Source organism: Pseudomonas germanica (genome assembly GCF_019614655.1).
In the GTDB taxonomy this organism is placed as follows: Bacteria; Pseudomonadota; Gammaproteobacteria; order Pseudomonadales; family Pseudomonadaceae; genus Aquipseudomonas; species Aquipseudomonas neuropathica.
The window spans coordinates 2289673-2304526 of record NZ_CP071586.1; the positions used below are offsets into that span (position 1 = coordinate 2289673).

At 59.7% G+C, this 14854-nt stretch carries 10 protein-coding genes; 8 read left to right on the forward strand and 2 right to left on the reverse strand.

Features of this window, described 5'->3' with window-relative positions:
- The first annotated feature begins 8 nt into the window (after nt 1-8).
- The 6 genes from J0G10_RS10185 to prpD all read left to right on the forward strand — a co-directional run bounded on the left by J0G10_RS10185 (nt 9) and on the right by prpD (nt 8699).
- Complete coding sequence (locus tag J0G10_RS10185) at nt 9-731, forward strand: GntR family transcriptional regulator (protein ID WP_172828118.1); 723 nt, start codon at nt 9-11, stop codon at nt 729-731.
- Nucleotides 728-1618 (forward strand): methylisocitrate lyase, encoded by an 891-nt coding sequence (prpB, locus tag J0G10_RS10190; RefSeq protein WP_095047757.1) that lies wholly within the window; start codon nt 728-730, stop codon nt 1616-1618. The genes J0G10_RS10185 and prpB overlap by 4 nt, the downstream gene beginning before the upstream one ends.
- Before the next feature lie 119 nt (nt 1619-1737).
- Complete coding sequence (prpC, locus tag J0G10_RS10195; RefSeq protein WP_220558379.1) at nt 1738-2865, forward strand: bifunctional 2-methylcitrate synthase/citrate synthase; 1128 nt, start codon at nt 1738-1740, stop codon at nt 2863-2865.
- A gap of 201 nt (nt 2866-3066) precedes the next feature.
- The gene (gene acnD, locus J0G10_RS10200) at nt 3067-5661 is read left to right on the forward strand and encodes a Fe/S-dependent 2-methylisocitrate dehydratase AcnD (protein ID WP_220558380.1); all 2595 of its coding nucleotides are present in this window, start codon (nt 3067-3069) and stop codon (nt 5659-5661) included.
- A gap of 54 nt (nt 5662-5715) precedes the next feature.
- Nucleotides 5716-6906 carry a 2-methylaconitate cis-trans isomerase PrpF gene (gene prpF, locus J0G10_RS10205; RefSeq protein ID WP_220558381.1) on the forward strand — a complete coding sequence of 397 codons (1191 nt, stop codon included), beginning with the start codon at nt 5716-5718 and terminating at the stop codon, nt 6904-6906.
- 308 nt (nt 6907-7214) lie between these two features.
- Nucleotides 7215-8699 (forward strand): 2-methylcitrate dehydratase, encoded by a 1485-nt coding sequence (gene prpD, locus J0G10_RS10210; RefSeq protein WP_220558382.1) that lies wholly within the window; start codon nt 7215-7217, stop codon nt 8697-8699.
- A 111-nt stretch (nt 8700-8810) separates the two neighbouring features.
- Here prpD and J0G10_RS10215 read toward each other — a convergent pair whose 3' ends face one another.
- On the reverse strand, nt 8811-9725 hold the full coding sequence (locus tag J0G10_RS10215; RefSeq protein ID WP_220558843.1) for a DMT family transporter: 915 nt from the start codon (nt 9723-9725) through the stop codon (nt 8811-8813).
- A gap of 114 nt (nt 9726-9839) precedes the next feature.
- Here J0G10_RS10215 and J0G10_RS10220 point away from each other — a divergent pair, with 114 nt between their 5' ends.
- The gene (locus J0G10_RS10220; protein ID WP_220558383.1) at nt 9840-11249 is read left to right on the forward strand and encodes an aminotransferase-like domain-containing protein; all 1410 of its coding nucleotides are present in this window, start codon (nt 9840-9842) and stop codon (nt 11247-11249) included.
- 114 nt (nt 11250-11363) lie between these two features.
- On the opposite strand, the gene ppsR is transcribed toward J0G10_RS10220, so the two are convergent.
- Nucleotides 11364-12182 (reverse strand): posphoenolpyruvate synthetase regulatory kinase/phosphorylase PpsR, encoded by an 819-nt coding sequence (ppsR, locus tag J0G10_RS10225; protein WP_016773826.1) that lies wholly within the window; start codon nt 12180-12182, stop codon nt 11364-11366.
- A 174-nt stretch (nt 12183-12356) separates the two neighbouring features.
- Here ppsR and ppsA point away from each other — a divergent pair, with 174 nt between their 5' ends.
- On the forward strand, nt 12357-14732 hold the full coding sequence (gene ppsA / locus J0G10_RS10230) for a phosphoenolpyruvate synthase (RefSeq protein ID WP_095124901.1): 2376 nt from the start codon (nt 12357-12359) through the stop codon (nt 14730-14732).
- Nucleotides 14733-14854: the final 122 nt, after the last annotated feature.

The following is a 14854-nucleotide window of genomic DNA, read 5'->3' on the forward strand; positions in this document are numbered from 1 at the left end:
CAATCATGCTGGATCAACTCGATCCCCCGGTCATCAGCGGCGACGATTCCGAGACGCTCTCGGAAAACGTCTTCCGGCGCATTCAAGCGGCCATCGTCAAAGGTGAGATCGCCCCGGGCAGCAAGATCTCCGAGCCGGAGCTGGCGCGCACCTACGGCATCAGCCGTGGGCCGTTGCGTGAGGCGATTCATCGCCTGGAAGGCCAGCGCCTGCTGGTGCGCGTACCGCACGTCGGTGCGCGGGTGGTGTCGCTCAGTCATGCCGAATTGCTCGAACTCTACGAAATCCGCGAATCCCTCGAAGGCATGGCCTGTCGTCTCGCAGCCGAGCGCATGAGCGTCGAAGAAATCGACGAGCTGCGCCGGGTTCTGGAAACCCACGAGCGCGACGCGGCGTTTCAGGCTGGCGTTGGCTATTACCAGCAGGAAGGCGATTTCGACTTTCACTACCGGATCATCCAAGGCAGCGGCAACCGCACGCTGACGCAGATGCTCTGCGGCGAGCTGTATCAATTGGTGCGCATGTACCGCATCCAGTTTTCCACCACGCCGAACCGCCCGCGTCAGGCCTTCGCCGAACACCACCGGATTCTCGATGCCATCGCCGACCGTGACGGCGAACTCGCGGAATTGTTGATGCGCCGTCACATCGGGGCCTCGAAACGCAACATCGCCCGTCATTACCAGGACGGCGCCCACAATAAGACAGCCACTGAACGAGGTGAGTCATGAGTTCCAACCTGAACACTCCAGGCCAGCGTTTCCGCGATGCGGTCGCCAGCGAGCATCCATTGCAAGTGGTCGGCGCGATCAACGCCAACCACGCGCTGCTGGCCAAACGTGCCGGTTTCAAGGCGATCTACCTGTCCGGTGGCGGCGTGGCCGCAGGTTCCCTCGGCGTGCCGGATCTGGGCATCACCGGTCTGGACGACGTGCTGACAGACGTTCGGCGCATCACCGACGTCTGCGATCTGCCGCTGCTGGTCGATGTGGACACTGGTTTCGGCTCCTCGGCGTTCAATGTGGCGCGCACGGTCAAGTCGATGATCAAGTTCGGCGCGGCGGCGATTCACATCGAGGACCAGGTTGGCGCTAAGCGTTGTGGCCACCGTCCTAATAAAGAGATCGTCAGCCAGCAGGAAATGGTTGATCGCATCAAGGCTGCAGTGGATGCGCGCACCGATGACAGCTTTGTGATCATGGCGCGTACCGATGCGCTGGCGGTGGAAGGTCTGGAGTCGGCACTCGATCGCGCAGCGGCATGCATCGAGGCCGGCGCCGACATGATCTTCCCGGAAGCCATCACTGAACTGGAAATGTACAAGCTGTTCGCCAACCGCGTAAAAGCGCCGATCCTGGCCAATATCACCGAGTTCGGCGCGACGCCGCTGTACACCACCGAGCAACTGGCTGGCGCCGATGTGTCGCTGGTGCTGTATCCGCTGTCGGCGTTCCGCGCGATGAACAAGGCAGCGGAAAACGTCTACACCGCCATTCGCCGCGACGGCACGCAGCAGAATGTCATCGACACCATGCAGACTCGCATGGAGCTTTACGATCGCATCGACTACCACACCTTCGAGCAGAAGCTCGATGCGTTGTTTGCCGCCAAGAAATAAAGATCAAAAGATCGCAGCCTGCGGCAACTCCTACACAGATCCCTGTAGGAGCTGTCGAGTGCAACGAGGCTGCGATCTTTTCGCCACACTCCCTAACAAATTCAAGATTGGAGAACACAATGGCCGAAGCAAAAGTACTCAGTGGTGCCGGGCTCCGTGGCCAGGTTGCCGGGCAAACCGCACTGTCCACCGTGGGCCAGGCCGGTGCCGGGCTGACCTATCGCGGCTACGACGTGCGCGAACTCGCTGCCGATGCGCAATTTGAAGAAGTCGCGTACCTGCTGCTCTACGGCGAGCTGCCGACGAAGGCGCAACTCGACGAATACCAAGGCAAACTGAGCAAGCTGCGCGACCTGCCGCAAGCGCTGAAAGAAGTGCTTGAACGCATCCCCGCCGACGCCCACCCGATGGACGTGATGCGCACCGGTTGCTCGTTCCTTGGCAACCTCGAGCCGGAGCAAGACTTCTCCGAGCAGCGCGACAAGACTGACCGCTTGCTGGCCGCGTTCCCGGCGATCATGTGCTACTGGTATCGCTTCAGCCACGACGGCAAACGCATCAACTGCGTCAGTGACGAGCCGACTATCGGCGGTCACTTCCTGCACCTGCTGCACGACAAGAAGCCAAGCGAACTGCACGTCAAAGTGATGAACGTTTCGCTGATCCTCTACGCCGAACACGAATTCAACGCCTCGACCTTCACCGCGCGCGTTTGCGCTTCGACCCTGTCTGATCTTTATTCCTGCGTGACCGCCGCCATCGGTTCGCTGCGTGGCCCGTTGCACGGCGGCGCCAACGAAGCGGCGATGGAAATGATCGAGCGCTTCTCGTCGCCGGAAGAGGCGATCAAGGGCACTCTCGGCATGCTCGAGCGCAAGGACAAGATCATGGGCTTCGGCCACGCGATCTATAAGGACAGCGATCCGCGCAACGAGGTGATCAAGGGCTGGTCGAAAAAACTCGCAGACGAGGTCGGCGACAAGGTGTTGTTCGCGGTTTCCGAAGCCATCGACAAAACCATGTGGGAGCAGAAAAAACTCTTCCCCAACGCCGATTTCTACCATGCCTCGGCGTACCACTTCATGGGCATTCCGACCAAGCTGTTCACGCCGATCTTCGTCTGCTCGCGCCTGACCGGTTGGGCCGCGCACGTGTTCGAACAGCGTGCCAACAACCGCATCATTCGTCCAAGCGCCGAGTATGTCGGCGTTGAACAGCGCAAGTTCGTGCCAATCGAACGTCGCTGAAATGGTGAGCTGACCCGATCCCGAAAGCCACCGCAAACCCTGTAGGAGTGAGCCTGCTCGCGATGACGGACTGACATTCAACATTGATGTCGACTGATCTACCGCTATCGCGAGCAGGCTCACTCCTACAAGGGACGGTGTGAATCTTGAGTCTGGCGTCTGCCCACCCTTTGAAACTACCGTGACCCGAGTCCTGACCCGATGAACACAGAATTCCGTAAAACCCTGCCCGGCAGCCCTCTGGATTATTTCGACGCTCGTGCGGCGGTCGAAGCGATTCAGCCCGGCAGTTACGACACCCTGCCGTACACCTCCCGCGTGCTGGCGGAAAACCTCGTGCGTCGCTGCGACCCGGCCACGCTCACCGACTCCCTCAAGCAACTGATCGAACGCAAACGCGACCTCGACTTCCCGTGGTTTCCGGCCCGTGTGGTCTGCCACGACATTCTCGGCCAGACCGCGCTGGTCGATCTCGCCGGCCTGCGCGACGCGATCGCCTTGCAGGGCGGCGACCCGGCGCAGGTCAACCCGGTGGTGCCGACGCAATTGATCGTCGACCACTCGCTGGCGGTGGAGGCGGGCGGTTTCGACAAGCAGGCGTTCGAGAAGAACCGCGCTATAGAAGACCGTCGCAACGAAGACCGTTTCCACTTCATCAACTGGACCAAAAAAGCCTTCAAGAACGTTGATGTGATCCCGCCGGGCAACGGCATCATGCACCAGATCAACCTGGAGAAAATGTCTCCAGTGATCCAGGTGCGTGAAGGCGTGGCGTTCCCCGACACTTGCGTCGGCACCGACAGCCACACCCCGCACGTTGATGCGCTGGGCGTGATTGCCATTGGTGTCGGCGGCCTCGAAGCCGAGAGCGTGATGCTCGGTCGCGCGTCGTGGATGCGTCTGCCGGAAAGCGTCGGCGTCGAACTGACCGGCAAGCTGCAACCGGGCATCACCGCCACCGACATGGTGCTGGCGCTGACCGAATACCTGCGCAAACAGAAAGTCGTCGGCGCCTGGCTGGAGTTCTTCGGCGAAGGTGCGGCGGCGCTGACCCTCGGCGATCGCGCAACCATCTCCAACATGGCCCCGGAATATGGCGCCACGGCGGCGATGTTCTACATAGACCAGCAAACCATCGATTACCTGAAACTCACTGGCCGCGAAGATCAGCAAGTGCAGTTGGTCGAGCAATACGCCAGGCTTACCGGACTGTGGGCCGACAGCCTGAAAGGCGCGCAATACGAGCGCGGACTGACTTTCGATTTGTCGTCGGTGGTGCGCAACATGGCCGGTCCGAGCAATCCGCACGCGCGCGTTGCGGTGGCGGATCTGGCGGCCAAAGGCATCTCCGGGCAGTGGGAGGACGTGCCCGGGCAAATGCCCGACGGCGCGGTGATCATCGCCGCCATCACCAGTTGCACCAACACCAGCAACCCGCGCAACGTGATTGCCGCCGGACTGCTGGCGCGCAACGCCAACAAGCTTGGCCTGACCCGCAAGCCGTGGGTGAAATCCTCGCTGGCGCCGGGTTCGAAAACCGTGGCGCTGTACCTCGACGAAGCGGGGCTGACCACTGAACTGGAGCAGCTCGGTTTCGGCGTCGTCGCCTTCGCTTGCACCACCTGCAATGGCATGTCCGGCGCGCTCGATCCGGTGATCCAGCAAGAGATCATCGACCGCGATCTGTATGCCACCGCCGTGCTCTCGGGCAACCGCAACTTCGACGGCCGCATTCACCCGTACGCCAAGCAAGCGTTTCTCGCGTCGCCGCCGCTGGTGGTGGCTTACGCCATCGCCGGGACCATCCGTTTCGACATCGAAAAAGATGTGTTGGGCGTGGTCGACGGCAAGGAAATCCGCCTGAAGGACATCTGGCCGAGCGACGAAGAAGTCGACGCCGTGGTGAAATCTTCGGTCAAGCCTGAGCAGTTCCGTCAGGTCTACATTCCGATGTTCGCTGTCCATGAAGACACCGGTCCGAAAGTCACGCCGCTGTACGACTGGCGCGAAATGAGCACCTACATTCGCCGTCCACCGTATTGGGAAGGTGCGCTGGCCGGCGCCCGTCCGCTTAAGGGCATGCGCCCGCTGGCGGTGCTGCCGGACAACATCACCACCGATCACCTGTCGCCATCCAACGCGATCATGCTCGACAGCGCCGCCGGCGAATACCTGGCGAAAATGGGCCTGCCGGAAGAGGACTTCAACTCGTACGCAACCCACCGTGGCGACCACTTGACCGCACAGCGCGCGACGTTCGCCAACCCGAAACTGTTCAATGAAATGGTCGTGGAAAACGGCAAGGTCAAACAGGGTTCGCTGGCGCGCGTCGAGCCGGAAGGCAAGGTCATGCGCATGTGGGAAGCCATCGAAACCTACATGGAACGCAAGCAGCCGCTGATCATCATTGCCGGCGCCGATTACGGACAGGGTTCGTCCCGTGACTGGGCGGCGAAAGGCGTGCGTCTGGCCGGTGTCGAGGCGATTGCCGCAGAAGGTTTCGAGCGCATTCACCGCACCAACCTGGTGGGCATGGGCGTGTTGCCGCTGGAGTTCAAGCCGGGCACTGACCGTCACACCCTGGCCATCGACGGCAGCGAAACCTACGACGTGGTCGGCGAGCGCAAACCGCGTGCGGACCTGACGCTGGTGATCCATCGCAAGAACGGCGAGCGCGTTGACGTGCCGGTGACCTGCCGTCTGGATACCGCTGAAGAAGTGTCGATCTATGAGGCTGGCGGCGTGTTGCAGCGCTTCGCTCAGGACTTCCTCGAAGAGTCGGCGGTTGCCGTTTAAATCTACTGATGCAGGCGTGAGGCTTGGGTCTCACGCCTGTGGTTAAGGAGCACCATGGCTCACGCACCACAAATCAAAATCCCTGCGACCTACATGCGCGGCGGCACCAGCAAAGGCGTGTTTTTCAGTCTCAAGGATTTGCCCGAAGCGGCACAGATTCCCGGCCCGACCCGCGACGCTTTGCTGCTGCGCGTGATCGGCAGCCCCGACCCGTACGACAAGCAAATCGACGGCATGGGCGGCGCGACTTCGAGCACCAGCAAAACCGTGATCCTGTCGAAAAGCATCAAGGCTGATCACGACGTCGATTATCTGTTCGGTCAGGTCTCCATCGACAAGCCGTTCGTGGACTGGAGCGGCAATTGCGGCAACCTCTCGGCAGCGGTCGGTTCGTTCGCCATCAGCAACGGTCTGGTCGACGCCAGCCGCATTCCGCACAACGGTGTTGCGGTGGTGCGCGTGTGGCAGGCCAACATCGGCAAGACCATCATTGCCCATGTGCCGATCACCAACGGTGAAGTGCAGGAAACCGGTGATTTCGAACTCGACGGCGTGACCTTTCCGGCGGCCGAAGTGCAGGTTGAATTCATGGATCCGGCGGCGGAAGAAGAGGGTGGCGGTGGCTCGATGTTTCCTACCGGCAACCTGGTCGATGAGCTGGAAGTGCCGGGTGTTGGCACGTTCAAGGCGACCATGATCAATGCTGGCATCCCGACGATTTTCGTCAATGCTGAAGACATTGGTTACACCGGGACCGAGTTGCAAGGTGCGATCAACAGCGATCCGCAAGCGCTGCAGATGTTCGAGACGATTCGGGCTTATGGCGCGTTGCGCATGGGTCTGATATCGAATCTCGATGAAGCGGCCAAACGTCAGCACACGCCGAAAGTCGCGTTTGTCGCCAAGCCTGCTGATTACGTGGCGTCGAGTGGTAAAGCGGTCGGCGCCGGTGATGTGGATTTGCTGGTGCGCGCCTTGTCGATGGGCAAGTTGCATCACGCGATGATGGGCACGGCGGCCGTGGCCATCGGCACCGCTGCAGCAATCTCCGGCACCCTGGTAAACCTCGCGGCCGGTGGCGTTGAACGTAATGCCGTGCGCTTCGGGCATCCGTCCGGGACGTTGCGCGTTGGCGCTGAAGCCAGTCTGGAAAACGGCGAGTGGATCGTCAAAAAAGCCATCATGAGCCGTAGCGCGCGTGTCCTGATGGAGGGTTACGTGCGCATTCCCGGAGATTCGTTCTGATCCAAGAGCTTTACCCTCACCCCAGCCCTCTCCCGGAGGGAGAGGGGGCCGACCGAGGTGTCTGGGGTTGTACATCGACCTGAAAGATCGAGTCGATTATGGATTCAGCGCAGATCGCTCACGTCGGTGAACCTCTACAGCATCCCCCAATCGGTTCCCTCTCCCTCGGGAGAGGGCTAGGGTGAGGGGCCACTCACTGAAGAAACCCAAAACAAGCAGGCACCCCAGACCTGCAATCAACCAGACCAAACCCGCCAAGCCCCGAGGAAGACCGCACCCACTCATCATTCCCGCACAGGAGTACCGCAATGAGCGCCAACGTCGACCTGAACAACCGCCCCGACTACGATCATGTCCTGCAGGACATCGCCGATTACGTCCTCACCTTCAAAGTCACCTCCGCCGAAGCCCTCGACACCGCCCGCAACTGCCTTATGGACACGCTGGGCTGCGGCCTGCTGGCGTTGCGCTTTCCCGAATGCACCAAGCATCTGGGCCCGATCGTCGAAGGCACCGTCGTCCCGTTCGGCGCACGCGTTCCCGGCACCTCCTATCGCCTCGACCCGGTCAAGGCCGCCTGGGACATCGGCTGCATCGTCCGCTGGCTCGACTACAACGACACCTGGCTCGCCGCCGAGTGGGGGCATCCGTCTGACAATCTCGGCGGAATTCTTGCGGTGGCTGATCACCTCTCGCAAAAACGTCTGGCCAACGGTGAGTCACCGCTGACGATTCGCGATGTGCTGGAAGCAATGATCATGGCCCACGAGATACAAGGCGTGATTGCCCTGGAAAACTCCTTCAACCGGGTAGGACTCGATCACGTCATCTTGGTGAAAGTCGCCTCCACAGCCGTTACCGCCAAACTCATGGGTGCCAATCGCGAGCAATTGCTGTCGGCGTTGTCCCATGCATTCGCCGATGGTCAGGCGCTGCGCACTTATCGCCATGCACCGAATGCCGGTTCACGAAAATCCTGGGCAGCGGGGGATGCGTCGAGTCGTGGTGTGCGCCTGGCCGACATCGCCATGCGCGGCGAAATGGGCATTCCCGGGGTTCTGACGGCAAAGCAGTGGGGCTTTTATGACGTGCTGTTCAGCCACACCAACAGCGATCTGGCGCTGAAACCGGAGAATAAACGCGCCTTCAGTTTCTCGCGCTCGTTCGGCAGTTACGTGATGGAAAACGTGCTGTTCAAGATCAGCTTCCCCGCCGAATTCCACGCGCAAACCGCCTGTGAGGCGGCGGTGACGTTGCATCCGCAAGTGCGCAATCGTCTGCATGAAATCGACCGCATCGTCATCACCACCCACGAATCGGCGATTCGCATCATTTCCAAGGTCGGGCCGCTGGCCAACGCTGCCGACCGCGACCACTGCATCCAGTACATGACCGCCGTGCCGCTGGCGTTTGGCAATCTGGTCGCCGAGCAATACGAAGATGATTTCCACAAGGCGCACCCGATCATCGATGTGCTGCGCGAGAAAATGGTCATCGTTGAAGAGCCACGTTTCACCCGCGAGTATCTCGAGGCCGACAAACGTTCGATCGCCAACGCCGTACAAGTGTTTTTCAAGGATGGCAGCAGCACCGAAAACGTCGTGGTGGAATACCCGATCGGTCATCGTCGCCGCCGTGTCGAGGGCATTCCATTGCTGGAAGACAAGTTCAAGGCCAACCTGACCACACGTTTCACCGGCCAGCGTAGCGGTGAGATCTTGGCGTTGTGCAAAGACCGGACGCAGCTGGAGTCCACCCCGGTAAACCGTTTCGTCGACCTGTTCGTGATCTGACGATCGAACTCACTGAATGAAACCAACCCATGTAGGAGCTGCCGCAGGCCGCGATCTTTTGACTTTGATTGTAAAAAAACAAGATCAAAAAATCGCAGCCTGCGGCAGCTCCTACATGGACGATTTGCGCCACCTTTCGATAGGCAATTTGGTGAGCGCAAAACCACTCAGCAAAACCGCCGAATAGATCATCAACTCCTCGGACAGGGTTTGTCCCTCGTACCAGGCGCCGATGATCACGGCGAACACCGGGAAAATGATAAACACGAACGACAGAATGATCGGGCTCAAGCGTTTAAGCAGTAAAAAGTAAACGATGAATCCGCCCACCGACGCCACCAACCCGAGATACAGCAGGGCGCCCCAGGAACGTGCTGTCACCTGCGCAAACTCAGGGGCTTCAACGCTCAAGCCGACAATAAATAACATCAGCCCGGCGATACCGATCGGCAGTGTGTTGTAGGTGATCACGCTGATCGCGCTGCCATGTTTTTTCGTCACCACGTAACACAGCGCATGCATCACCGCTGCGCACAGAATCGCCAACACGCCAAGCCACTCCGCCTGATCCAGATGCAGACCCTGACTGCGAATAATCATCAACAGACTGCCAAAACCGATGGCGATGCCGAGCATCTGCGAGGGGTAGATTTTCTCGCGCAGAAACAACGCGGAAAACAACAGGATAAACACCGGCATGCAACTGAACAGCAGCGCTGTCAGTCCTGACGACACGTGCATTTCGCCATAGTTGAGCAAGTAGTACGGCAGGCTGAAATACGACAGCGTGACAAACACAAAGAACCAGCGGCTTTGTCGAGGAAACAACAGCGGTTCCTTGCGCAACAGCGCGAAGCTCAGGAACAGCGGAAAAGCAATCAGAAAACGCAGCCCGGCGGCCGTCAGCGGCGGCACGCTTTCCACCGCAATCTTGATCCCCAGCCACGTCGTGCCCCAACTCAGGCAGACGATCAGAAACAGCGTGCTGGTGATCAATCCGGCGAGCCAGGGTTTGCTGATGTGCATCGGTGTGCTGACGGCTGTCGACATGTGGCGTACTCCGAACGGTGGAATTGACCTGATCGCGAAAACGGGCTATTTCTGATTGAACCTGTTTTAAGCACGCTATTCGGGGCGAGAATGACTGTCAAAGTAAGTATTGCCATGGTGTCAATCCTCCGTGATGGTCTCGCCAATGGCGTGGGCGTGAAGTACAAACGCCTGGCGAATGCCGTCGCGCAAGCCATCGATGAAGGCATTATCGATGCCGGTAGCAAACTGCCGCCGCACCGGTTGTTGGCCGACAGTCTCGGAGTGACCATCGGTACGATCAGCCGTGCCTACGGCGAATTGGAGCGCGTGGGGTTGGTCGTCGCCCGCGTCGGAGATGGCACTTATGTGTGTCAGCGCGGGATAGAACGGCCGCAGGACAAAGGCTTTCGTAATGTCAGCGATGAGCCGTCAGCCTGTTTCGATATGAGCCGCAATCAGCCGATTCCCGCACAGGAAGCGGCGTTCATGAGCCAGAGTCTGCAGGAACTGGCCAGCGATCCTCGGGTGCTGCAACAGTTGACCGGGTACACCGCTGAAGCCGGGTTGGCGCGGCATCGTGTGGCGGGGGCGGTGTGGTTGCAGCATGCGGCTTATGTCCCGCATGCCGATCAGGTGTTGTGCGTCAACGGTGGCCAGCATGGTCTGCTGTGTACGTTGATGGGCTTGCTCAAGGTCGGCGACACCGTTGTGACCGAGCATTTGTCCTACCCGGGATTGATCGGCGTCGCACGCCAGCTCGGGATAAAACTCATTGGCGCAGCAATGGATGACGAAGGGCTTTTACCGTCGGCGCTGGAGGACATTTGTCGTCAGCATCGTGTTTCAGCGCTGTATTGCACGCCGACGATCCAGAATCCTACGGCCGCTGTAATGTCGATCCCACGGCGCGAGGCGATAGCCGACCTCTGTCGTCAACACAATCTGCTGATTATCGAAGACGAGGCCCATGCCGTTCTGGATCGCCAACGCCCGTTACCGCTGAGCTATTTTGCGCCGGAGCGATCGGTGTTGATCGGCAGCCTGAGCAAGGCTGTTTCGGCGGGGCTGCGCGTCGGTTATCTGCATGCGCCGCAAGCCTTGATCGGGCGTTTGAGTGCCGCCATCCGCGCAACATGCTGGATGGCCAATCCGTTATCGATGGAAGTCGCGAGTCTGTGGATTGAGAGCGGCATGGCCGAGCGTTTACTGGACGAGCAGATCAGCGAGATCACTCGGCGCAAGACCTTGGTGGCGCCTGTTCTGCAGGGTTTGAACTACAAGACTCACCCTTACAGTCCGCACTTCTGGGTGGAGGTGCCTGAGCTGTGGCGGGCGTCACAGATTGCGGCGGAGTTGAAGGAGAACAACTATCTGGTGGCCACCGCTGAGGCGTTTGCGGTGGGGCATGCAGCGGTGCCGCAATTTATTCGGGTGAGTGTGTGTAATGCGGTGGGGGATGATCGCTTGTTGCTGGCAGGTTTTGAAGCTCTGGCCAAGGCATTAACAGACACCGTGTAATCGTTCTTCGCGAGCAGGCTCGCTCCCACATTCGACCGCATTTCAACGGGATAAACGCGATCAAACTGTGGGAGCGAGCCTGCTCGCGAAAGCGTCAGCCCAGACACCACAAATCTACTTGAACCGCCGCTCCACACCTTTCTCGACCAGAATCTTCGCCGAAATCTCTTCCACCGAAAAATGCGTGGAGTTGATGTGCGGGATGTTCTCGCGGCGGAACAGATTCTCTACTTCACGCACTTCGAATTCGCACTGGGCGTAGCTCGAATAACGGCTGTTGGGCTTGCGCTCGTTGCGAATCGCGGTGAGGCGGTCGGGGTCGATGGTCAGGCCGAACAGCTTGTGCTGATGAGCGCGCAGGGCCGTCGGCAGGGTCAGGCGTTCCATGTCGTCTTCGGTCAGCGGATAGTTGGCCGCGCGAATGCCGAACTGCATGGCCATGTACAGACACGTCGGCGTTTTGCCGCATCGCGACACGCCCACTAGTATCAAATCGGCTTTGTCGTAATAGTGCGTGCGCGCGCCGTCGTCGTTGTCGAGGGCAAAGTTAACCGCCTCGATACGCTCCATGTAATTGGAGTTGTGCCCGATCGAGTGCGACTTGCCGACCGTGTAGGAAGAGTGCTCGGTCAGTTCCTGCTCCAGCGGGGCAAGAAAGGTCGAGAAAATGTCGATCATGAAACCATTGGACGTTGCGAGAATCTCACGGATGTCCTGATTGACGATGGTGTCGAAGATGATCGGGCGAAAGCCGTCGGTTTCAGCGGCTTTGTTGATTTGTTGTACCATGGCCCGCGCTTTCTCAACGCTGTCGATGTACGGTCGCGTGAATTTGCTGAAGGTAATGTTTTCGAACTGCGCCAGAAGGCTTTGACCCAGGGTTTCGGCAGTGATGCCGGTGCCATCGGAGATGAAGAAAGCAGATCGTTTCATTTGCACCTTGGGCCTTAAGCTAGTCATCAATCTTGGATATGATAGGCGCGATTTGCCGGCCGCCATTGGCCCGCATTCTCACTTATTTTCCAGGTCCAGGCCATACAACCGGCCAAGGCTCCCCCGGGCCGCCGGTTTCTGAGCTTTTCCAACACAGTTAGTGGAGAGATCACCTTGGTAGAGTACGTAGTTTCCCTCGATAAGCTCGGCAAACACGATGTTGAGCATGTGGGGGGCAAGAACGCATCCCTGGGCGAGATGATCAGTAACCTGGCAGGCGCCGGTGTTTCGGTCCCCGGCGGCTTCGCCACGACGGCTCAGGCTTATCGTGATTTCCTCGAACTGAGCGGCCTCAACGACCAGATCCACGCGGCCCTCGATGCGCTCGACGTCGACGACGTCAACGCCCTGGCCAAAACCGGCGCACAGATCCGTCAATGGATCATGGAAGCCGAATTCCCCGAAAAACTGAATGCCGAAATCCGCACCGCGTTTGCCGCGCTGTCGGCCGGCAACCCTGACGTGGCCGTGGCCGTGCGTTCTTCCGCCACCGCCGAAGACCTGCCGGACGCCTCGTTCGCCGGTCAGCAGGAAACCTTCCTGAACATCCGTGGCGTTGAAAACGTTATCCGCGCCGCCAAAGAGGTGTTCGCTTCGCTGTTCAACGACCGTGCAATTTCCTACCGCGTGCACCAGGGCTTCGACCACAAACTGGTCGCCCTGTCGGCTGGCGTGCAGCGCATGGTGCGTTCGGAAACCGGCACTGCCGGCGTGATGTTCACCCTCGACACCGAATCCGGTTTCCGTGACGTGGTGTTCATCACCGGCGCTTACGGCTTGGGCGAAACCGTCGTACAAGGCGCGGTCAACCCGGACGAATTCTACGTACACAAGGGCACGCTGGAGGCCGGTCGTCCGGCGATCCTGCGTCGCAACCTCGGCAGCAAAGCCATCAAGATGATCTACGGCGACGAGGCCAAGGCCGGTCGTTCGGTCAAGACCATCGACGTCGACAAGGCTGATCGTGCGCGGTTCTGCCTGTCCGACGCTGAAGTCAGCGAGCTGGCCAAGCAAGCGATGATCATCGAGAAGCACTACGGCTGCCCGATGGACATCGAGTGGGCCAAGGACGGTGACGACGGCAAGCTGTACATCGTGCAGGCGCGTCCGGAAACCGTGAAAAGCCGCACCCAGGCCAACGTCATGGAACGTTACCTGCTGAAAGAAACCGGCACCGTGCTGGTGGAAGGTCGTGCGATTGGCCAGCGCATCGGCGCCGGTAAGGTTCGCATCATCAAAGACGTCTCCGAGATGGACAAAGTCCAGCCGGGCGACGTGCTCGTTTCCGACATGACCGACCCGGACTGGGAACCGGTGATGAAGCGCGCCAGCGCCATCGTCACCAACCGTGGCGGCCGTACCTGCCACGCGGCGATCATCGCCCGTGAGTTGGGGATTCCGGCAGTGGTTGGTTGCGGCAACGCTACCCAACTGCTCAAGGACGGCCAAGGCGTGACCGTGTCCTGCGCCGAAGGCGACACTGGTTACATCTTCGAAGGCGAACTGGGCTTCGACATCAAGAAGAACTCCGTCGACGCCATGCCAGAGCTGCCGTTCAAGATTATGATGAACGTCGGCAACCCGGACCGCGCCTTCGACTTCGCGCAACTGCCGAACGCTGGTGTGGGTTTGGCCCGTCTGGAATTCATCATCAACCGCATGATCGGCGTCCACCCGAAAGCGCTGTTGAACTACGACGGTCTGCCGCAGGAAATCAAGGACAGCGTCGACAAGCGTATCGCCGGTTACGACGATCCGGTCGGCTTCTATGTCGAGAAACTGGTTGAAGGCATCAGCACCCTCGCGGCTGCGTTCGCACCGAAGAAAGTCATCGTGCGTCTGTCGGACTTCAAGTCCAACGAATACGCCAACCTGATCGGCGGCAAGCTCTACGAGCCGGAAGAAGAAAACCCGATGCTGGGCTTCCGTGGCGCTTCGCGTTATATCAGCGAATCGTTCCGTGACTGCTTCGAACTCGAATGCCGCGCGCTGAAACGTGTGCGCAACGAGATGGGCCTGACCAACGTCGAAATCATGGTGCCGTTTGTCCGTACTCTGGGCGAAGCCAGCCAGGTTGTTGATCTGCTCGCCGAGAACGGCTTGAAGCGCGGCGAGAACGGTCTGCGCGTGATCATGATGTGCGAACTGCCATCCAACGCGATCCTTGCTGAAGAGTTCCTCGAATTCTTCGACGGTTTCTCGATCGGTTCCAACGACCTGACTCAGCTGACCCTGGGTCTGGACCGCGATTCCGGTATCATCGCGCACCTGTTCGACGAGCGTAATCCGGCAGTCAAGAAGCTGTTGGCCAACGCGATTGCCGCGTGCAACAAGGCCGGCAAGTACATCGGTATCTGCGGTCAGGGTCCTTCGGACCACCCGGATCTGGCCAAGTGGCTGATGGAGCAGGGCATCGAAAGCGTGTCGCTGAACCCGGACTCCGTGCTGGAAACCTGGTTCTTCCTCGCCGAAGGCCAAGCCCCGGCTTGATCAACATGTGAACGGGCCGCGTCTCCCTGTAGGAGTGAGCCTGCTCGCGATAGCGTCATGACAGTCAGCATCGATTCGAATGACACACCGCCATCGCGAGCAGGCTCACTCCTACACGGTTC

Coding starts and splice junctions, on each gene's coding strand:
- prpB (WP_095047757.1), top strand. CDS start 728: ATGAGTTCCAACCTGAACACTCCAGGCCAGCGTTTCCGCGATGCGGTC.
- prpC (WP_220558379.1), top strand. CDS start 1,738: ATGGCCGAAGCAAAAGTACTCAGTGGTGCCGGGCTCCGTGGCCAGGTT.
- acnD (WP_220558380.1), top strand. CDS start 3,067: ATGAACACAGAATTCCGTAAAACCCTGCCCGGCAGCCCTCTGGATTAT.
- prpF (WP_220558381.1), top strand. CDS start 5,716: ATGGCTCACGCACCACAAATCAAAATCCCTGCGACCTACATGCGCGGC.
- prpD (WP_220558382.1), top strand. CDS start 7,215: ATGAGCGCCAACGTCGACCTGAACAACCGCCCCGACTACGATCATGTC.
- J0G10_RS10215 (WP_220558843.1), bottom strand. CDS start 9,725: ATGCACATCAGCAAACCCTGGCTCGCCGGATTGATCACCAGCACGCTG.
- J0G10_RS10220 (WP_220558383.1), top strand. CDS start 9,840: ATGACTGTCAAAGTAAGTATTGCCATGGTGTCAATCCTCCGTGATGGT.
- ppsR (WP_016773826.1), bottom strand. CDS start 12,182: ATGAAACGATCTGCTTTCTTCATCTCCGATGGCACCGGCATCACTGCC.